This window comes from Brevundimonas sp. LF-1 (assembly GCF_037055305.1).
Classification (GTDB): domain Bacteria; phylum Pseudomonadota; class Alphaproteobacteria; order Caulobacterales; family Caulobacteraceae; genus Brevundimonas; species Brevundimonas sanguinis.
The window spans coordinates 2,710,030-2,730,251 of record NZ_CP146349.1 but is presented as its reverse complement, the minus strand read 5'-3'; the positions used below and the strand labels follow the sequence as shown (position 1 = coordinate 2,730,251).

Below are 20,222 nucleotides of genomic sequence, written 5' to 3'. Positions count from 1 at the left end.
GCAGCCCGCATGTCTCAGAGGGCGGAATGTACAAGAGCATCACGGTCGAACCTTTGACGCCGCGCATCGGCGCCATCATCGGCAATGTCGATCTGAAAGCGATGAGCGATCAGCAGTTCGACGAGGTCCGCCAGGCGATCGGCGAACATCAGGTCATCTTCTTTCGCGATCAACCGCTTGATCCGGCGTCGTTGAAAGACGTCGGACAGCGTTTCGGGCCGCTCCAGATTCATGCGCTGAAAGGCCTGCCGGATCATCCGGAGGTTCGTAAGCTGCACGCGGATGAGAACTCCAAGCACGTGGCCGGCGAAGAATGGCATACGGACATGTCCTGCGCCGCCGTCCCGCCGATGGGCAGCATCCTTTATCTGCACACCCTGCCGACCCTAGGCGGAGACACGGCCTTCGCTTCGATGTATGCGGCTTACGACGCGCTTTCGGATCGTATGAAGGCCTATCTCGAAGGCCTGACGGCGACCCACGACGGTCGCTTGGCCTTCGGCCGGTTCGATCCGGAAGGAAAGTTCCCGATCGCCGTGCATCCGGTCATCCGCACCCATCCGATCACGGGCCGTAAGGCGCTTTACGTGAACCGCGGGTTCACGGCGCGCATCAATGAACTGGATCAACCGGAAAGCGATGCGATCCTGAAGTTCCTCTTCGACCATTGCGCTAATGAATACTTCCAGGTGCGTTTCCGCTGGGAGCCGCACTCGGTCGCCTTCTGGGACAATCGATGCACCCAGCACTTGGCCATCTGGGACTACTACCCCCAGGTCCGCTCCGGATACAGGGTGCAGATCGAGGACGGCGACCAGACCGTCGTCTGACGCCAGAAGTCCGAGCGGCCTGGAGCCCCGTCGCAATCCTGCGGCGGGGTTTCCTCGTTAAAGCATGAAGGCTGGGCTAGGCCGCCGTTGCAGCATCGGCGGGGGACAGGGTTACGGGCAGAGCTGACACGGCCTCCGCCGCCTTGGCGAGTTGGAGGAGGTGACGCGTTCGGGCGCGGGGATTGAATCTCTGCTGGCTTCCGGAAATGGACACGGCCGCCCACACATGACCCTCGCGGTCACGAAGCGGAATGGCCAGGCAAGCAAGTCCTTCGATGACTTCGCCGTCTTCCATCGCCCAGCCCTGGCGCCGGACCTCCGCAAGTTCTTCGCGTAGATGCGCGGGGTCGATGATGGTTCTTGGGGTAAGCGCGACAAGTGCTCCGGCCGCTAGGTACTGTTCCAGATCGGCGTCCGCCAGAGACGCGAGCAGCACCTTGCCGACGCCCGAGCAATAGGCTTCCAACTGCATGCCTTCGCGTGTGAACACCCCTTCGCCTGCCTTGCAGACGTAGGTGACCATCTGGTCTTCGAGGACGCCGAGGTGGGCGGTCATCCCGGTTTGGCGTGAGAGAAGGCTGAGGATGGGGCGGACCAGATCGGCGAAAACGCGCCGACGCGGCATCGCTTCTCCGATCTCCAGCAAGGCGGGGCCCGGGAGATAGCGGCCGGCTTGCTGGCGAATGATCAGGCCGCGGCTTTCAAGAACCGCGCCGAAACGCCGCGCGGTGGAGAAGGGCAGACCCACATCGTCGGCCACCTGGGCGAAGGGGCGCCGGCCTTGATCGGCGCCTAAGGCGAGCAGGAGGTCCAGCGCTTTGTCCAAGGTCCGCGAATTGAGTTGGGTCATGAACTCTCACCTCTTGAGAACCGGCTTGAGGGAAGTGTTGCCCTAATATGATAGTCGTGACTACCTCATATCGTCATATCGTCACACAAAGTCGAGGGGACGGAGTGGGCGGGAAGGCGGACGTGGTCCTCAGCTAGGAGGGCCACGTCATCTCCTGAGAGGCAGGTCACCGGGTTCGCCTGAGGACTTGTTCACCAGCACGGGGTCGAGAGGGGATCCGATTGCCGACGAACTGGTCATCGCCGCATCAGAACGGCGAGGCCGCGTCGACATCAGTGAATGTTTTCGACCGCCGCACAGAGGGTAAAGCGGTGGAAAAAACTCATAAGTTCATGCTCCTGACCGCATGCTCGGTCGCAGCCATATCCGCGTGGTCGAGCGCGGCCATGGCCCAATCAGAAGAGGCCGAAGGTCAGCGCGCCGCTCAAGTGAGCGATGTCGTTGTGACCGCGACCCGACGGGAAGCAAGCACCAAGGACACGCCCGTGGCCGTCGTGGCGCTGACCGGGGCCGCCATCTCGGAAACCCAGGCGTTCAGCATGGACGCCGTCACTCGTTTGAATCCATCCGTTCAGACGAACAACCGCGGCATCGGCGATAACCAGATCATCATCCGGGGTTTCGTCGTCGGGCAAGCCGACGGTGGGGCTGTACTTCGATGAAACGGTCATGACCGGCATCGGCCTGGATGGCGGCAGCGACAATCAGCCCAACATCCAGCTTCATGACATCGCGCGGGTTGAAATTCTGAAGGGTCCGCAAGGGACTTTGTTCGGCGCCAGCTCGATGTCCGGCACGATGCGGATCGTCACCAACAAGCCCGACCCATCGGGGTTTGCGGCCGGATTCAGCGCGTCTGCAGCGACAGTCTCCGACGGCAACCCATTTTACCAGGGCGATGGCTATCTCAATCTGCCGTTGGTGGAGGATAAGCTGGCGATCCGGGCCGTAGGCTGGGCGGACAGCGGCGGCGGCTATATCGACCGCGTCGGGCCGCTGGAAGCCGAGAACGTCAATGACCAACGGGTTACGGGCGGCAGGATCATGGCCTTGGCTCGACCCAATGACCGCATTACCTTGACGGGTACGCTTCTGCGGCAGAAGCAGGAAGCGGACGGGTCCCAGTATTTCGAAAATGACCTCGGACCCTATCGGACTTCGGCGCCGACCCAGGAGAATTTCGAGGACACCACGGATGTTTACAGCGCTGTCGCGGACATCTTTCTGGATCACGGCACCCTGACCGCTTCAACCTCGTTGCTGAAGCGCGACATGGCCTTCCTGCGTGACAGCACGCCTACGGCACGCCGTTTCGGCATTCCGGGCGTTCTCGCCTACAGCCAGGGCCAGGAGCTGAGCAATCTGTCCACGGAACTGCGATACGCCTCTGATCTGGACGGTCCGCTTCAATATGTGGTCGGCGGGTTCTACAGCAAGCAGGAGTCCGACACCTATTCCATGGCGGTCCTGGCGGACCCCGCCACAGGTCTTCCCCCATGCGTCACCGTAATGGAATGTCGCGCCAACGGCTTCGCCACCTCCGACATCAACTCCGCCCGCACTGTGTCCACGGTGGACCAGTATGCGCTTTTCACGGAAGTGACCTACCAGGCGACGGACAAGCTGAACCTCACCGGCGGCATTCGCTACTACAATGCGGATATCGGCGAGTTCAAATCCGTTTCGCAGGCCCTCAGGTTCCCGACCTCGCCGGTGCAGACGGTTGATCGGATCGCGCTCGACCAGTCGAGCCGCGAAGACAACATCAGCTACAATTTCGCCATGTCCTACGCGATCACGCCGGACACCACAGCCTACGCGCGGATCGCTTCCGGCTTCCGCCCAGGCGGCGTCAATGATGCGGAAGGCGCGGCGCAATATGGCGTCACGGTGCCGGCCGCCTATACGTCTGACGACCTGTGGAACTATGAAATCGGTGTGAAATCCTACCTCGCGGATCGACGGTATTATGTCGAACTGGCGGCCTATCATATCGACTGGTCCAACCAGCAGGTATCGGTCACCGATCCGGGGGACCTTTGCGTTCATCGCCAATGCGGGCAAGAGCGCCGTCGACGGCGTCGAAGCCCAGATCACGGCCCGCCCGTTCGAGGGTCTCTTCATCAACCTGGGCGCGACCTACACCAACGCCCGCTTGACCGCGGACCTTCCAAGCACCGCCGAAACGGCGGGCGAAAAAGGCGATCGGATTCCTACTCTCCGAAAATCTCCTACGCGGGACAAATCTCCTATGAAGCGCCTTTGGGCGCGGACTCGACGTGGCGCATCGGCGCCAACTTCAACTATCGCGGCTCCGCCTACACCAGCTTCAATGACCAGGATCCCAACATGGCGCGGCTGGACGATTATTTCCTGCTGAACCTGTCGGGCGGGGTCACCTACAAAGGGTGGACCGGCGGAGTCTTCGTCGAAAACGTCGCCGACGCCGTGCCTGAGATCGGCTTGCGCGTCACCGGCGACGGTTTCCGCGTCTACACGACGCGCCCCCGGACGGTGGGCCTGCGCCTGAGCCGAGACTTCTAAAGTCGCCGACGGACAGGGGGACCGCTAGGCGGTCCCCCTGTCCTGTGATCCTTTGTTCTTTTGGTTCAGGCTTTCGGCTTCATGTCCATCTCCACGCTTTCGTCGCGTCCCTTCACCCGAGGTTGGCTGGTGGTGGTGGTCGCCCTGTTCGGCATATCGACCGGTCCCGCCGCCTTCGGGTTGGCGTCCATGGGCCTGGTCAGCGGTCCGCTGGCCGAGGAATTCGGCTGGAGCCTCTCCCAGATCAGCGGCGCCGTCTCGCTGATGATGTTGTCGACGGCGGCCTGCATGCCTGTTGCCGGACGTCTCGTGGACCGCTGGGGACCGCGCAGGGTGCTGTTGCCGTCGTTGATTATCCTCGGTGTGGCGTTTCTGCTGGCGCCCTTCATCCGAAGCTACTGGCAGTTTCTCGTCCTCTATCTCGTCATGGGGACCCTGGCCGTCGGCACTAACAGCGTCGCCTATATGCGGATCCTCTCCTCCTGGTTCGATAAGCGCAGAGGTCTGGCGATCGGCATAGCGGGCAGTGGTACGGGATTGGGGTTCGCCTATGTGCCGGTCTTATCGGCGGCGCTCGTGTCCGAGTTCGGTTGGCGCGGCAACTACATCGGCTTGGGTTGCATCCTGCTGTTCGTCACCCTGCCGCTTGTCTATGTCCTGCTCAAGGAGACGCCCGAAGAAGTCGGCCTGAAGGCTGATGGGGCCGAGGCGGATATGGATGCGCCGGCGCCGGTCGAAGGCATGAGTCTGAGGGAGGCGATGCGCACGCGCGATTTCTGGGTGCTCGGCAGCGTCTTCGTCGGCCTCGCCTTCGCGCTTTATGGCCTGATGCCGCACCTCGTGCCCTTGATGATGTCTCGAGGCTTGAATGAGGCGACCGCAGCGTCGATCGCGTCCCTATTCGGTCTGGCCGCCTTTGGCGGCAGGCTGCTTATTGGCTTTCTTCTCGACAAATTTGACGCTCGAAAGATTGCCTTGCTCTTCTTCTCACTTTCGGCGGTGGGACTGTTTTCATTGAATTTTCCGATGCCATATTGGGCCTTTATCGGCGCAGCGCTCCTGCTTGGAGGAAGCCTGGGCGCTGAGGTCGACATGCTGGCCTATCTGATCAGCCGCTACTTCGGCCTGTCGTCCTTCTCCCAGATATTTTCGGTCATGTTCTCGGCCATCATGGTCGCCATGGGGGTGGCGCCGCTGGTCTTCGGACTCGTCTTCGACCAGACAGGGTCGTACGCTGCCATCCTCGCCTTGGGCGGGCCGATTTGCGTCGCGGCCATCGGCCTGGTGTTGCTCCTGCGGCCGTATGGCGAGCGGCGTCGGGGGCGGCACTGTCAACGACGTAGGATCGAACCTGGGCTGCCGGAGCACCCGGAGCCGGGCTTTCATTTCATCGAGATCCAGGCCACGCAGCGCGGGGCTAGGCTGAAGCGCTGCGGGGACCGACCGTTGCACTCCATGTCATAAATGGCGGTGTCGCAAGTGGGCCGATGAGATGAAGCTCGGTGCGGAGCACGAGTCTCGGCGGTTAGGCGGCGGTCTGTTTGCTGGATTTGTCAGTCACAAGGATACTCGGTCAATGGTCCTTTGACGCGGGTTCTTGCAAGCGCTCTGCAGCCTGACGCCTAACCCATAGGGGGCTGAGCAGGCCTGGTGACGGCATTCTCGTGGCTCGAGATCGTCAAATATCCAAGTGTACGTTGAAAAATTCTGAGCACGAGACATCTCTGATCAGCCGTCAATAGGCAGAAAGAGGTCTCAACATCACTCGAAATTTACTCGAGATCATTTGCTCTGATTTTTCAATAGCGTGCCAATTCCGTCGGCGAACATGTCGGTCTTGACGCTGGGTGGCGAGAAAAGCCATTTGATGACAGTTTCTTATGGAAATCGACTCAATCGAGTGGGAATGAGAAAGAGGGGTAGCGCGGTCGCGTTCGGCGAGTGCGGTCCCTCGGGTCTGCGGTGGTAGATCTACGGAAGGGGCGCAGTGGGCTCGATGCGGCTCATTAGGTCAGCTTCTGACTGATTTCGTTGAAAAAGGCGGCTGCTGAGATCGCCGCTTGAAGCGGACGCTGCGGTTTGCTCCCGCCTCACGCGGTCGTCGGCGTCGGTCTCGGCGATGCCGCGGGCGGAGTCCTGGGCGCCGTCTTGGATGAAGCGCGGGACCTTGCGCATCGGCGTATTGGGGCAGCAGCGGGGTTTGACGGCGCAGGCCCGGCAGTCGGCCGTACTAGCCCGATAGTGCAGGGTGTCACCAGGCGGCGCTTGGGTCCGGGGCGTCGAGAAGTCACGCCGACCGTGAACCCGCCAGTCCCGCATCTCGGCCGCACCATAGGCCGTGTCCGCCCCCAGCCGGGCGGGCCGCAGATCATGATGCTCGCGCGGACCCTCGATCACGGTGCGGGTCGCCGTCGCTTCGGCCTCGTCCAGCACGGCCAGATACTCGTCGATAGCGCGGCTGGCGGCCTCGGGCGGCAGGCCTTCGTCGCCGGGCACGCAGCGTTGGCGGTTGGCGTCGGCCTTGATCAGGCTGGATGCATCGCCGCAGCACCGTCTCAAGCAAAGCGCGCCCTTATGCAGGCGTTATGTTCCGCCGCGCTTTCCACATGGCCCGCTTAGGTCCTCAGGGCGTCTCTTCCGGCTCTCAGTCGAGCTGGAGGTGTCGGCATGGCCGATGTGATTTTTCTGGCGATCGGCGGCGGGGCTTTTCTGGCCTTCGCCGCCCTCGCTGTTGCGTTGAAGAGGTTGTGACGATGGTGCTGAACGTCCTGTGGGGCGCCGGCGCCCTCGTCATCGCCGCCTATATGGTCGCGGCCTTGCTGCGCCCCGAGCGGTTCTGAGCGGAGCCGCCTCAAGATGAACATTCAAGGTTGGGCGGAAATCGCCCTGACCCTCGGCCTCGCCGTCATGCTCGGCTGGCCGATCGGGATCTATATGTCGCGCGTCTGGAACGGCGAACGCACCTGGCTGGACCCGGTGCTCAAGCCGGTCGAGGGCCTGTTTTATCGCGCCGCCGGGGTGGACCCGACGCGCAGCCAGGGCTGGCTGGGCTATGCCGGCGCCCTGCTGGCCTTCAACCTGACGGGTTTTGTCCTGCTGTACGCCATTCTGCGTCTGCAGGAGTCCTGCCGATGAACCCGCAGGGGTTTGACGGCGTCAGCCCGCATCTGGCCTTCAACACGGCCGTCAGCTTCGTCACCAACACCAACTGGCAGAGCTATGGCGGCGAAACGACGCTGTCGACCTTCACCCAGATGGTCGGCCTGACGGTGCAGAACTTCGTCTCGGCGGCCACAGGCGCGACCATCGCCGCCGCGCTCGCCCGCGCCTTCATCGCCAATCGCGGCGAGGGCGTCGGCAACTTCTGGGCCGACCTGACGCGCACGAGCCTCTATGTCCTGCTGCCCATCGCCTTCATCGTGGCCGTGGTTCTGGCCGGGCTGGGCGTGGTGCAGTCGCTGGCGGCCTCGGCCCAGGCGACGACGCTGGAAGGCGGATCGCAGACGATCAGCCTGTTCCCGACCGCCAGCCAGCTGGCCATCAAGCAACTGGGCATCAACGGCGGCGGCGTGTTCAACGTCAACTCGGCCCACCCGCTGGAGAACCCGACGCCGCTGACGACGCTGATCACGGCGATCAGCATCAACGTCTTGGGCTGGGCGGCCTTCTTCGCTTTTGGCCGCAGCGTCCTGGCCAAGAAGGACGTGCGCGCCCTGGTGATCGCCGCGATCCTCCTGCTGGGCGCCGCCGGTTCGGCGCTCTACGTCATCGAAAGCCAGCCGGCGCTGGCTCTGGTCGCCGCCGGGGTCGAGACCTCGGTCGGCAATATGGAGGGCAAGGAGGTCCGCTTCGGCGTCCCGGCCTCCGTGGCCTGGGCGGCCCAGACGACCGGCGCCTCGAACGGCTCGGTCAACTCCATGCACGCCAGCTACATGCCGCTGGGCGGGGCTGTGACCATGTTCCTGATGCAACTGGGCGAGATCCTGCCCGGCGGGATCGGCTCGGGCATCGCCGTCATGGTGCTGATGGCCATGCTGGCGGTCTTCGTGGCGGGCCTGATGGTCGGTCGCACGCCTGAATACCTGGGCAAGAAGATCGAGGCGCGCGAGATCCAGTTCGCCATGCTGTCGGTTCTGGTCGTGCCGCTGTCGGTGCTGGGCTTCTCGGCCGTGGCTGCGGTCCTGCCCGAAGCCCTGGCCGGTCTGCTGAACAAGGGGCCGCACGGCCTGTCCGAGGTCCTCTATGCCTATACCTCGGCGACCGGCAACAACGGTTCGGCCTTTGCGGGTCTGACCGCCAACGCCCCCTGGTGGAACACCACCCTGGGTCTGGCCATGCTGCTGGGCCGGTTCGTGCCGGCTGTCGCGGTGCTGGCTGTCGCCGGCGCCCTGGTCGCCAAGCCCAAGCTGGCCCCTTCGACCGGGACCCTGCCGACCCATGGCCCGCTGTTCATCGGCCTGTTGATCGGGGTGATCCTGATCCTCGGCGGCCTGCAGTTCTTCCCCGCCCTCTCGCTGGGTCCGATCGGGGAGCATTTCGACATGCTCCAGGTCGTGGCCCGGTTCTGATCGGATAATCCTATGACCCAAGTCACGCTCGATCCGTCGAGCTCCCGGTCGTCGCCGTCCATCGCGGGCGGGCTGTCCGGGGCCATGCTCGGCCGGGCGCTCGGCGACGCCGTCGCCAAGCTGAACCCGACGAAACTGCTCAACAACCCGGTGATCTTCGCCACCTGGATCGTCGCCCTGCTGGCGACCGCTTCGGCGGTCGTGGCGGTGGTAAGCGGCCAGGCGGCGGGCTTCGCCATCCAGCTGGCGCTGTGGCTGTGGGCCACGGTCCTGTTCGCCAACGTCGCCGAAAGCATCGCCGAAGGGCGCGGCAAGGCGGCCGCGGACTCCTTGAGGGCCACCCGCGTCACCACCAAGGCCAAGCTGATTGTCGATCCGAAGACCGGCACGGTGGTCCCGACCCCGGCGGGGAGCTTGAGATCGGCTCCATCGTCCTGGTCGAGGCCGGCGACGTCATCCCCTCGGACGGCGAGATCATCGAAGGCGTCGCCTCGGTCAACGAGGCCGCCATCACCGGCGAAAGCGCGCCCGTCATCCGCGAAAGCGGCGGCGACCGCTCCGCCGTCACCGGCGGCACCACGGTGGTCTCAGACTGGATCAAGGTGCGCATCACCTCGGCCCCCGGCGCCACCTTCCTCGACCGCATGATCGCCATGGTCGAGGGCGCGGACCGTCGCAAGACGCCGAACGAGCTGGCGCTGTCGGTGCTGTTGGCCGGGCTGACCCTGGTCTTCCTGATCGCGGTGGCCAGCCTGCTGGGGCTCGGCGCCTATTCCGGGATCAAGCTTGACCCCATCGTTCTCGGCGCCCTTTTCATCACCCTGATCCCGACGACGATCGGGGGACTGCTGTCCGCGGTCGGCATCGCCGGCATGGACAGGTTGCTGAAGGTGAACGTGCTGGCGACCTCGGGCCGTGCGGTGGAGGCGGCAGGCGACGTCGACACCCTGCTGCTCGACAAGACCGGCACCATCACCTTCGGCAACCGCATGGCTGTCGAGGTCATCACCGTGCCGGGCGTGCGTCCCGACGCAGCGATGCGGGCGGCGGTCATGGCTTCGCTGGCCGACGAGACGCCGGAAGGCCGCTCCATAGTCGAGCTGGGCCGCAACGCTGGCGTGACGGGCGACCTGCCTGTCGGCCAGGACCATCCCGTTCAGCGCCGTGACCCGCCAGTCGGGTCTGGAAGCGGACGGCCAGTCGTGGCGCAAGGGCGCGGTCGACGCCGTGCTGAAATCCCTGGGCATGGCCGAAAACGCCGCACCCGCCGAGTTCCGCGCCGCCGTGGACCGCATCGCCCGCTCGGGCGGCACGCCTCTGGCCGTGACCGAGAACGACGCCCTGGTCGGGGTCATTCACCTGAAGGACGTGGTCAAGCCGGGCGTGAAAGCGCGCTTCGCCGACCTGCGCCGCATGGGTCTGCGCACCGTCATGATCACCGGCGACAACCCGGTGACGGCGGCGGCTATCGCGTCCGAGGCCGGGGTCGACGACTTCCTGGCCGAGGCGACGCCCGAGGACAAGATGCGCCTGATCAAGGCCGAACAGGCCAAGGGACGCATGGTCGCCATGTGCGGCGACGGGGCCAATGACGCTCCGGCCCTGGCTCAGGCCGACGTCGGCGTGGCCATGCAGACCGGGGCCCAGGCCGCCCGCGAGGCCGGGAACATGGTCGATCTCGACAGCGACCCGACCAAGGTCATCGAGATCGTCGAGGTCGGCAAGCAACTGCTGATCACGCGCGGAGCCCTGACCACCTTCTCCATCGCCAACGACGTGGCCAAGTATTTCGCCATCATCCCGGCCATGTTCGTGGTCGGCCTGCCGTCACTGGCGGCGCTGAACGTGATGAAGCTGTCCAGCCCGGAGAGCGCCATCCTGTCGGCGGTCATCTTCAACGCCCTGGTCATCATCGCCCTGATCCCGCTGGCGCTGCGCGGGGTGAAATACCGCGCCGTGGGGGCGGGCAAGCTGCTGGGCCGCAACCTGCTGATCTACGGCCTGGGCGGTCTGATCGCGCCCTTCGTCGGCATCAAGCTCATCGACATCGTCATCTCCGCTCTCGGCCTGGCCTGAAGCCGACCCTGAGCGATCAAGGAAGCCACCATGCGTAAACGTAAGAAACTCGACGGTTCGGACCTGAACAACGCCCTGGTGGGCGGGGCCTGCCTGGTCGCCGTCATCACCCTGGGCCTGTGCACGGCGCCCACAGACGCCAGGGCCCAGGACTTTGCGAAGGGCGCCCGTCCCGAGGTCGCCTTCAACGCCGCCATTGGATCTGACTACGTCTTCCGGGGCGTCAGCCAGAATGAAGGCGATCCGGCGATCTCGGCCGGGGTAGATGTGACGCAAGGCGTCTTCTACGCTGGGGCCTGGGCCGGGAACGTCTCCTTCGCCGGGGACGCCGACACCGACGCCGAGATCGACCTCTACGCCGGCGTCCGGCCCGCATTCGGCGGCTTCGACTGGGACTTCGGCGTGGTGGGCTATGTCTACGCCGCTCAGCCGGACGGGGCCGACTACGACTATGTCGAGCTGAAGGCCGCCGCCTCGCGCGCGGTCGGCCCGGCCACCCTGGGGGCCGCGATCTATCACTCGCCGGACTTCTTCGGCGCGTCCGAGGACGAGGCGACCTATGCCGAGATCAACGGCGCGATCAGCCCGGCCGACAAGTGGACCATCTCGGCGGCGGTGGGGCGCCAGTGGGTGTCGTCGGACTTTGACTACACCACCTGGAACCTGGGCGCGGCCTATCAGCTGACCGACCATCTGGCGCTGGACGTCCGCTATTTCGACACTGACGAACACGACTTCGGCGCCGCCTATGACGGTCGCGTCGCAGCCAGCCTGAAGGCGACCTTCTGATGCTGAATCACATCCGTCCGGCGGTCGTGATGATCGCCCTGTTCACCGGCGTTCTGGGCGTCGCCTATCCGTTCGCGGTGACGGGCGTGGCCCAGACGGTCTTCCCGAAGCAGGCCGACGGCAGCCTGGTCCGGGACAAGGCCGGTAAGGTGGTGGGCTCGACCCTGGTCGGCCAGACCTTCGCGGCGCCGGTCTATCTGCATCCGCGCCCTTCGGCGGCGGGCGACGGCTATGACGCCTCGTCGTCTTCCGGCGCCAACCTGGGCCCGCTGAACCCGGATTTGATCGCGCGGGTCAAGACGGACGCCGATGCCTTGCGCGCCGAAACGGGCGCGGCTGTTATCCCCGCCGACGCCGTGACCGCCTCGGCCTCGGGCCTCGACCCGCATATCTCTCCGGCTTACGCTGAGCTGCAAATCGCCCGCATCGCCAGCGCGCGCGGGGTAGGGGAGGCGCAGGTGCGCGAGGTGATCGAACAGCATGTCGAAGGCCGAACATTCGGCGTGCTGGGCCAGCCGCGCGTCAATGTGCTGCTGACCAATATGGCGCTGGACGCCCGCTTCCCGCGTCCTGCGGAGGGCTGATGGCGCCGCCCATCCTTCCGACGAGCAAGACCCCGGCCGCCCCGCGAAAGCGTGGGCGGCTGAAGGTTTTTCTGGGCATGTCGCCTGGGGTCGGCAAGACCTACGAAATGCTGCGCGCCGCCCGCCGCCGCAAAGCCGAGGGCGATGATGTCGTCGTCGGCGTGGTCGAGACCCACGGCCGCAAGGAGACCATGAGCCTGCTGCGCGGGCTGGAGGTCATGGCCCGCAGCCCCATCGCCTATCGCGACCGGACCCTGCTGGAATTCGATCTCGACGGCGCCGTGGCGCGCCGCCCCGGCCTGTTGCTGGTCGACGAATACGCCCACTCCAACGCCCCCGGATCGCGTCATCCCAAGCGGTGGCAGGACGTGGAGGAGATCCTGGACGCCGGGATCGATGTCTGGACCACGCTGAACGTCCAGCACCTGGAAAGCCTGTCGGACGTGGTGCTGCGGATCACCGGCGTCAGGCAACGTGAAAGCGTGCCGGACAGCGCCCTGTCGCGCGCCGACGACATCGAACTGGTGGACATCACCCCGGAGGAACTGCGCAAGCGGTTAGCCGAGGGCAAGGTCTATGTGCCCGAGACGGCGCGGCTGGCCTCGGACAACTTCTTCAAGGTCGAGAACCTGACGGCCCTGCGCGAGCTGGCCCTGCGCCGGGCGGCCCAGACGGTGGATGATCAGCTGGTGGCTCGCCTGCGCGAGCAGGGGTGCCGGGGCCGTGGGCGGCGGGCGAGCGGATTCTGGTCCTGATCGCCGGCGACGCCATGGCTGCGCCCCTGGTCCGCGCCGGACGACGGCTGTCGGACATGATGATGGACGCGCCCTGGACCGTGACCCACGTCGACCGACCCTCGGGCGCGCGGCACGGCGTGGGTTCGGCGGGCAAGCTGTCGGACGCGCTGAAGCTGGCGGAACAACTGGGCGGGCGGACGGTGGTCCTCAGCGGCGACGACGTGGTGCGCGCCGTCATGGATCACGCCCATCAGAACAACGTCACCCAGATCGTCCTGGCCAAGGGCGCGACAGCCGCCTGTCCGAATGGCTGGGGCGGTCGCTGGCGGCGGAACTGCTGCGCCAGGCGCGCGGCGTCGCGGTTCACGTCATCACCGACGGGGTCGATCTGGAGGAGAAGACGCTGCGGGAGCCGCGTCTGCGTTTGACCGGGGGCTGGCGCGGCTATGCGGTCGGCGCCGCCTGCGTCGTGGCGGCGACGGGCCTGGCCCTGCTGCTGGACCGCACGTTCGAGCGTGTCGATCTGGGCGTCATCTACCTGTCGGCGGTGCTGGCGGCGGGTGTGCTCTATGGCCTGCGCCCGGCGTTGGCGGCGGCGACGGTCGCCTTCCTGACCTACAACTTCCTGTTTCTTCAGCCGAAATATAGTTTCGCCATCGGTTCGCCGACCGATGTCCTGACCCTGATCGTCTTCTGGGCCGTGGCCCTGACGACAGGCTTCCTGGCGGGTCGGGTGCGCGAGCAGGCGAAGACGGCGCAGCGCCGGGCCTCGGCGGTCTCCGCTCTGCTGGCCGCCAGTCAGAGGCTGACTGGCGTCGGCGATCGGACCACCGCCGCGCGCATCCTGGCCGAGCAGACGGCGGCGGCGGCGGGGGCGGGGGCCGTCGTCCTTCTGCCCGTCAACGACGAACTGACCCTGGTCGCCGGCGCGCCGACCAAGACCCCGCTAGACGCCGAGGCCATGGCCGCCGCGCGCTGGGCCTGGGAGAAGGGGAACCGGCGGGTCACGGCACCGGCACCCTGCCGCAGGCGCGCTGGACCTTCCGCCCACTGCAGGGCGTGCGCGACCGCGCGGGCGTCGCCGGGATCGAGGCGGCGGCCCTGTCGCCCGGCTCGGACGAGGAGAAACTGGCCCTGGCCCTGCTGGATCAGGGCGCGGTCGCGGTCGAGCGCGCCGATCTGGCCGGGCAGGCGGTCGAGACCGAGACCCTGCGCCGCACCGACCGTTTCCGGGGCGCGCTGATGAACTCGGTCAGCCATGACCTGAGGACGCCCCTGTCCACAGTGCTGGGCGCCTCGACCACGCTGATTGATCTCGGCGACAAGCTGAAGCCCGAGGTCCGCGCCGACCTGCTGCTGTCGATCCGCGAGGAGGCCGAGCGCCTCAGCCGCTATGTCGGCGACCTGCTGGACATGACCCGTCTGGAGGGCGGGGGCTGAACATCCGCGCCGACTGGGTCGATGTGCGCGACGTGCTGAACGCGGCGGGCAAGCGGGTCGCGCGGCGTCTGGGCGCGCGCAAGATGACCCGCGACTTCCCGGCCCAGCTCAGCCTGGTCATGGTTGATCAGGGGCTGCTGGAACAGGCCCTGGTCAACATCCTGGAAAACGCTATCGCCTACAGCCCCGACGGCTCGACCGTCGAACTGGCCGCCTATGAGGACCGGGGGGCGGTGGTCATCTCCATCGAGGACGAGGGCAAGGGCATCCCGACCGCCGAGCTGGAACGGGTTTTCGACAAGTTCCGCCGCATGGAGGAGCCGTCGGACCGCACCAAGGGCGCCGGCCTGGGTCTGGCCATCGCCAAGGGCTTCGTCGAGGCCATGAACGGCCGCATCGCCGCCGCCAGCCCGATCATGGACGGAAAAGGGACCCGTATCCTGATCAGCCTGCCCAAGGCCGTCGTCACCCACCCGAGCCTGCTCTAAGGTCCGCCGCATGGCCGCCGTTCGTCCCCAGATTCTCGTCATCGACGACGAGCCCCAGATCCATCGCTTCCTGTCGCCGGCGCTGGACGCCGCCGGCTATGAGCCGCGCCGCGCCGACAGCGGGCAGGAGGGCTTGCGCGGCATCGCCCTGTGGAGCCCCGACGCCGTGGTGCTGGACCTCGGCCTGCCCGACATGGACGGCAAGGACGTTCTGGCGCGGGCGCGAGAGTTCTACGCCGGCCCCATCATCATCCTGTCGGCGCGCGACAGGGAGGCGGAGAAGATCGCGGCCCTGGATCTGGGCGCCAACGACTATGTCGAAAAGCCTTTTGGCGTCGGCGAACTGCTGGCCCGGGTCCGCGCTAACCTGCGGCAAGCCGCGTCGCGCGTCGAGACGCAGGGGCCGCTGACGGTGGGCGAGGTGGTTATCGATCTGGAGCGCCGCCTGATCACCCGCGCCGACGTCGCCGTGCGCGTCACGCCCAAGGAATACGATGTCCTGGCCCATCTGGCGCGCAACGTCGGCAAGGTGGTCAGCCATCGCGACCTGCTGACCGCCGTCTGGGGCAAGGCTCATGCGGACGACACCCAGTACCTCCGCGTGGTCATCGGCCAATTGCGCCAGAAGCTAGAGATCGACCCCGCACAGCCCCGGTTGATCGTCACCGAACCAGGGGTCGGTTATCGCCTGGTGGATTGATCAACGCCTCAACGCGCGACTTTGGGGTGTACGGCAAGCGGGTCTAGAGGCCAGCTTTTAGGCGGGGCGCCCTTATCGGCTTATGGGGAGCCAACCAGTCTTCCCCTGGCGCTTATCCGTGGGCGGCCTAATCGCAAAGCTATCTTCATCCAAACTTGGCGCGAATGTAGCTGAAGCGTGAGCGAGCGATCATGAACCCGCCCTAGACCCCCAGGCTGTCGCAGGGGGCAAGGATGAAGTTCAGTATTGCGCCGCTGAAGCGGGCGGGCGTGGCGTTTGTGACGGCGGCGCTAGTCGCGTGGCAGCCGCATCAGGCTACGGCCTCGACCGCCGAGCGACAGTCTCTGCTCCGGCTGCCTTTGAGCCAGAATGGCGGGACGTGGGACGCCGGCCATGTGCAGGGCGTCGCCGTCGATCTCGAAGGCGGCTTCATCTATTATTCTTTCACCAACCTGCTCGCCAAATACGACCTCGAGGGTCGGTTGGTGGGGACGCTGGTCGGGTGGACCGGGCACCTGGGCGACCTGGCCTTCAATCCAGCCGACGGAAAGCTCTACGGCTCGCTGGAATACAAGGCGGATCAGGCCTTCTACATCGCGGTGATCGATGTCAGCGGACTGGATCGGATCGGGGTCGAAGCCGGTCGCAGCGACCTGTTCAAGACCGTTCATCTGGCCGAGGTCGCGCGGGACTACGTCGCCGACATGGACGGAGACGGACGCTTCGACGGCGATACGGCCAAGACGCGCGACCATCGCTACGGCGCCTCGGGCATCGACGGGGTGGCCTTTGGGCCGCGCTTCGGGCGCAGGGACGGACCCTCGCTGCTGACGGTGGCCTACGGCGTCTATGGCGATGTGACGCGGGCCGACAACGACCACCAGGTCCTGCTGCAGTACGACATCGCCGACTGGGAGCGTCACGCCCGTCCGCTGTCCGAGGCCGCGCCGCATCGCGAGGGCCCCGCCGCCGTTGACGGCAAGTATTTCGTCCGTACCGGCAATACGACCTATGGGGTGCAGACCCTCGCCTACGACGCCGAACTCGGGCGCTGGTTCCTGGGGGTCTATCAGGGCCGCAAGGCGGAGTTTCCCAACTATCTGCTGTTCGCCGTCGAGGCCGGGAGCCGGCCCGTGCGCGGCGATCTGATCGGCGTGCCCGCGTCGTCCGGCCCAGGGTGGGAGCAGGGGATGCTCCTGCCCCTGGCGGCCGATGGCTTGGAAGATCCAGTCACTGGCTTGCGCGGCTGGCGCTGGAAGGCGGATGTCGGCCTGGAGTCGTTGGGGCGCGGCCTCTTCTATCTGACGATGAATTCCGGCGGGAAGGGGAGCCAGACGGCCGACCTGACCCTGATGCGCTGGACCGGCGATCCGCAGACGCCGTTCGCGCCCGTCGACGCCGAAGAGCGCCGGCGACGAATCTCCACGCCCTGAGCTGCGCCGCCCTCTCGGCGCGCCGCTGGCTGTGAGCGGCATCCCCCTCGCTTTTTCTCTTCCCTCCTAGTTGTTCGAGTAAACTCCCATGAAGGCCCGTTCTCGCCACCTCGCCAGCGCCAGCCCGCGAGCCCTCTTGCTGTATCCGCTGATGGCGGCCGCCTTTGTGTCCGTGACGCCTCAGGCGGCGGTGGCGCAAACGACCAGCCAGCCCGCGGCCCAGGCGCCCGCCGCCGCCGGCGCCCTGCGCGGCCGGGTGCTCGACACCGTCAGCGGCGAGTATCTGCGCAATGCCGAGGTTCGCGTCGAAGGCACGGGCATCGTCGCCTATTCCGAGGACGGCGGCGCCTTCCGTCTCAGCGGCGTGCCGACGGGCGAGGTCACGCTTGTGGTCCGCTACGCCGGCCTGCAGGACGCGCGGGCCACAGCCAGCGTCGTCGCAGGCCAGATCACGGTTGTCGACATCGCGCTGAAGGCCCCGCTCTATGCTGGCTCCGATGAGGCGTCTGCCGTGGAGGACATCGTGGTCACTGCCGCACGCGGAGGCCAGGCCAAGGCGCTGATGGAGCGCCGCGTGGCGATGAACGCCAAGAACGTGGTCCCGGCCGACAATTCGGCGCCCTGACCATGGGCGACGTGGGCGAGTTCATGAAGTCGATGCCGGGCCTGTCGATCGACTATACCGAGGTCGACGCCACGGCCGTGCGCATCGGCGGCCTGCCGCCCAAATACTCCACCTTCACCATGGACGGGGCCAGGATGGCCACGGCCACCTCGAACAACAACTCGGGCCGTCAGAACTCGTTCGAGCAGATGTCGATCACCGGCATCGAGACGATCGAGCTGAACCACACCCTGCTGGCCAGCATGGACGCCGACTCGCCGGGCGGCAGCATCAACCTGCGCAGCAAGTACGCCTTCCAGCTGCCCGAGCGGCAGCTGCGCTTCCAGGTGGGCGGGGTGGCGACCTCGGACTCGGCCCTGTCGCGCCACTACATGCCCGACGACAAGAAGCACGCCAGCCTCTATCCCTCAGCCCAGTTCTCCTACGCCGACGTGTTCCTGGACGGCCGCCTGGGCGTCGCGGTCAGCGCCAGCCATAACGCCAACTATGTGCAGCAGGATCGCATCCAGACCGACTGGTCCTATCTGGCTGACGGCCGGGTGATCCCCTATCAGGTCATGTGGCGCCCGGGGCCGAAGCTGACCAGCCGATCCGCCGCCAACCTGGCGGTGGACTACAAGTTCACCGAAGACCTGATCTTCTCGCTGCGCAGCAACTACTCGTTCTATGACGTCGAGTATTTCAACCAGTACACCTATCTGACGTTCGGCACGACGACGAAGTCCTACGCCACGCCTGACTCGACGGGGACGCATATCGTGGTCAATCCGGACGGCCGGAACACCCGACTGCACACGGGTTATTCGCACCGCTACGCCGGAACGCCGACCTATCTGATCGCGCCGAAGCTGGAATATAAGGGCGAGACGTGGGAAGCGGCGCTGCGCGCCAGCTACTCGTCGGCGGAGTTCAACTTCCGCGACACCAGCAAGGGCTTCTTCCAGCGAACCGACAACCACCTGACGGGGATCGGCTTCGAGATGGAGCGCGAGTCCACGGACTCTAACGCCTGGTATCTGCGCCAGACGGGGGTCGTTCGTGGAGCGATCCGATGAATTTCAATCGCGACATCGACATCGGCAACAACGTCCGCACGGCGGAATCGGACGCCGTCAACGACATGTATTCGCTGAACCTGGACGCGAAGAAGCGGCTCAGCCTGGGCGACGTCCACTTCACCCTGATGGGCGGCCTGGGCGCGCGCAGCAATGACTGGCGTACGGACGAGGGCTCCTATCAGCAGTTCCAGTATGTCGGCTCGACCGGCGACCTGACCCAGACCGCCCCCGAAGCCGTGGTGCCGTGGACGCAGAAATACCGCTTCGAGATGATCGGCTTCGATGCGGGCAACATGAACGCCCAAGGTTGGCGCGCCGATAGCCACTACGGAATGTACGACATCTACCGCGAACACCCTGAGTACTTCGTGGCGGACGAGGTCGGCAACCTGAAGCGCCGTCTCGACAACAACAAGCGGGTCAAGGAAGACATCACCTCGGCCTACGTCGAGGCCCAGGCCGACGCCGGCCGCGCGCGCTTCGACCTGGGGCTGCGCTATGAGAAGACCGAGACGGCGGCCCGTATCGCCGTCATCCGTCCGGCCAAGGAGGTCGCGGACGCCGGCCTGTCGGTCAACACCGTCGAGGGGCTGCTGTACCAGTACAACAACGGGACCTATCAGGATCGCAAGGGCGAGTACGACGACTGGTTCTGGAGCGGCGGGGTCAAATACGACTTCACCGACAAGCTGGTGGGCCAGCTGTCCTTCAGCCAGGCGGTCCTCCGCCCCGACTACGGCAACCTGGGCGGGGTGGTGTCGGTCAACGACGACACCATGATCGTCACCGTGCCGAACCCCGAGCTGAAGCCGGAGCATTCGACGAAGTATTACGCCAGCCTGCAGTATTATCTGGCGCCGGCGGGCATCATCGGTCTGTCGGCCTACCAGCTCGACATGCAGGACATGCAGGTCACCGGCATGACGGTGAACCCGGACGACGTCGGCTTCGATCCGGCTGAGTACGCGGGCTACACCTTCCGCAGCGCCCAGAACCTGCCGGGGACCAGCACCAACCGCGGCTATGTCGCGGAATACAGCCAGCAGCTGACCTTCCTGCCGGGCGCCTGGCGCGGCCTGGGCCTGCATGGCTCGGTGACCTATCTGGATCCGGACGGCGAGCGTCAGGGCACGCCGAAACAGGCGGCCAACTGGGGCGTGCGCTACAACATCGGCCGCTTCGACTTCCAGCTGAACGGCAACTGGCAGTCGAAGTATCGCGTCAGCGGTCTGAACAACACGCCGACCACGGCCAACAACGGCGTCCTCTACCACTCGCCGCGCGAGCTGTGGAACGTCAGCGTGAACTACAAGATCAACGACCGCTTCGACTTGATGCTGGCCGGTCGGAACATCTTCAACTCGCCGGACGTCATCTACTCCAACGAGCGTGATCGGGTGCAGCAGTACACCGTCTACGGCTCGATGTGGAACATCGGCGTCAAGGGCGTCTTCTGATCCGCCCGAACGTCTGAAGGCCCGGCGGCCGCGTCGTCTCGCG

Annotated in this window: 14 protein-coding genes and 3 pseudogenes; 15 read left to right on the top strand and 2 right to left on the bottom strand. The window is 65.8% G+C overall.

Annotated elements, in window-relative coordinates; all coding sequences use genetic code 11:
* Positions 1 to 53 precede the first annotated feature (53 nt).
* Positions 54 to 830 (top strand): TauD/TfdA family dioxygenase, encoded by a 777-nt coding sequence (locus V8F63_RS15060; protein ID WP_392353913.1) that lies wholly within the window; start codon positions 54 to 56, stop codon positions 828 to 830.
* Positions 831 to 906: 76 nt separating this feature from the next.
* On the opposite strand, the gene V8F63_RS15055 is transcribed toward V8F63_RS15060, so the two are convergent.
* Entirely contained in the window at positions 907 to 1,680 is a 774-nt protein-coding gene (locus tag V8F63_RS15055; protein ID WP_392353912.1) for an IclR family transcriptional regulator, read from the bottom strand.
* A 221-nt stretch (positions 1,681 to 1,901) separates the two neighbouring features.
* On the opposite strand from V8F63_RS15055, the gene V8F63_RS15050 reads away from it, so the two are divergent.
* The 3 genes from V8F63_RS15050 (at position 1,902) to V8F63_RS15040 (ending at position 5,688) form a co-directional block, all read left to right on the top strand.
* A complete protein-coding gene (locus V8F63_RS15050; RefSeq protein ID WP_392353911.1) occupies positions 1,902 to 2,342 on the top strand; it encodes a hypothetical protein in 441 nt (146 codons plus the stop codon).
* A 7-nt stretch (positions 2,343 to 2,349) separates the two neighbouring features.
* On the top strand, positions 2,350 to 4,224 hold the full coding sequence (locus V8F63_RS15045) for a TonB-dependent receptor (RefSeq protein WP_392353910.1): 1,875 nt from the start codon (positions 2,350 to 2,352) through the stop codon (positions 4,222 to 4,224).
* An 81-nt stretch (positions 4,225 to 4,305) separates the two neighbouring features.
* Positions 4,306 to 5,688, top strand: a complete 1,383-nt coding sequence (locus V8F63_RS15040; RefSeq protein ID WP_392353909.1) for an MFS transporter — start codon at positions 4,306 to 4,308, stop codon at positions 5,686 to 5,688.
* Positions 5,689 to 6,195: 507 nt separating this feature from the next.
* On the opposite strand, the gene V8F63_RS15035 is transcribed toward V8F63_RS15040, so the two are convergent.
* Entirely contained in the window at positions 6,196 to 6,783 is a 588-nt protein-coding gene (locus V8F63_RS15035) for a hypothetical protein (protein WP_392353908.1), read from the bottom strand.
* Positions 6,784 to 6,971: 188 nt separating this feature from the next.
* Here V8F63_RS15035 and V8F63_RS15030 point away from each other — a divergent pair, with 188 nt between their 5' ends.
* The 11 genes and pseudogenes from V8F63_RS15030 to V8F63_RS14980 all read left to right on the top strand — a co-directional run bounded on the left by V8F63_RS15030 (position 6,972) and on the right by V8F63_RS14980 (position 20,179).
* Positions 6,972 to 7,064: a potassium-transporting ATPase subunit F gene (locus V8F63_RS15030; RefSeq protein ID WP_211305980.1), complete on the top strand. Its 93-nt coding sequence runs from the start codon at positions 6,972 to 6,974 to the stop codon at positions 7,062 to 7,064.
* A 16-nt stretch (positions 7,065 to 7,080) separates the two neighbouring features.
* A pseudogene (kdpA, locus tag V8F63_RS15025) lies at positions 7,081 to 8,792 on the top strand (potassium-transporting ATPase subunit KdpA).
* Positions 8,793 to 8,804: 12 nt separating this feature from the next.
* A pseudogene (gene kdpB / locus V8F63_RS15020) lies at positions 8,805 to 10,868 on the top strand (potassium-transporting ATPase subunit KdpB).
* 30 nt (positions 10,869 to 10,898) lie between these two features.
* Positions 10,899 to 11,657, top strand: coding sequence for a TorF family putative porin (locus V8F63_RS15015; protein ID WP_392353907.1), 759 nt, complete (start codon positions 10,899 to 10,901; stop codon positions 11,655 to 11,657).
* Positions 11,657 to 12,241, top strand: coding sequence for a potassium-transporting ATPase subunit KdpC (gene kdpC / locus V8F63_RS15010; protein ID WP_313633030.1), 585 nt, complete (start codon positions 11,657 to 11,659; stop codon positions 12,239 to 12,241). Before V8F63_RS15015 ends, kdpC begins: the two co-directional genes overlap by 1 nt.
* A pseudogene (locus V8F63_RS15005) lies at positions 12,241 to 14,906 on the top strand (sensor histidine kinase KdpD). Before kdpC ends, V8F63_RS15005 begins: the two are co-directional and overlap by 1 nt.
* A 10-nt stretch (positions 14,907 to 14,916) precedes the next feature.
* Entirely contained in the window at positions 14,917 to 15,606 is a 690-nt protein-coding gene (locus V8F63_RS15000; protein ID WP_392353906.1) for a response regulator transcription factor, read from the top strand.
* 233 nt (positions 15,607 to 15,839) lie between these two features.
* Positions 15,840 to 17,039 carry a hypothetical protein gene (locus V8F63_RS14995; RefSeq protein ID WP_392353905.1) on the top strand — a complete coding sequence of 400 codons (1,200 nt, stop codon included), beginning with the start codon at positions 15,840 to 15,842 and terminating at the stop codon, positions 17,037 to 17,039.
* A gap of 88 nt (positions 17,040 to 17,127) precedes the next feature.
* The gene (locus V8F63_RS14990) at positions 17,128 to 17,664 is read left to right on the top strand and encodes a carboxypeptidase regulatory-like domain-containing protein (protein WP_392353904.1); all 537 of its coding nucleotides are present in this window, start codon (positions 17,128 to 17,130) and stop codon (positions 17,662 to 17,664) included.
* 2 nt (positions 17,665 to 17,666) lie between these two features.
* The gene (locus tag V8F63_RS14985) at positions 17,667 to 18,719 is read left to right on the top strand and encodes a TonB-dependent receptor plug domain-containing protein (protein WP_392353903.1); all 1,053 of its coding nucleotides are present in this window, start codon (positions 17,667 to 17,669) and stop codon (positions 18,717 to 18,719) included.
* Complete coding sequence (locus V8F63_RS14980) at positions 18,716 to 20,179, top strand: TonB-dependent receptor (RefSeq protein ID WP_392353902.1); 1,464 nt, start codon at positions 18,716 to 18,718, stop codon at positions 20,177 to 20,179. Before V8F63_RS14985 ends, V8F63_RS14980 begins: the two co-directional genes overlap by 4 nt.
* The last annotated feature ends 43 nt before the right edge of the window (positions 20,180 to 20,222 follow it).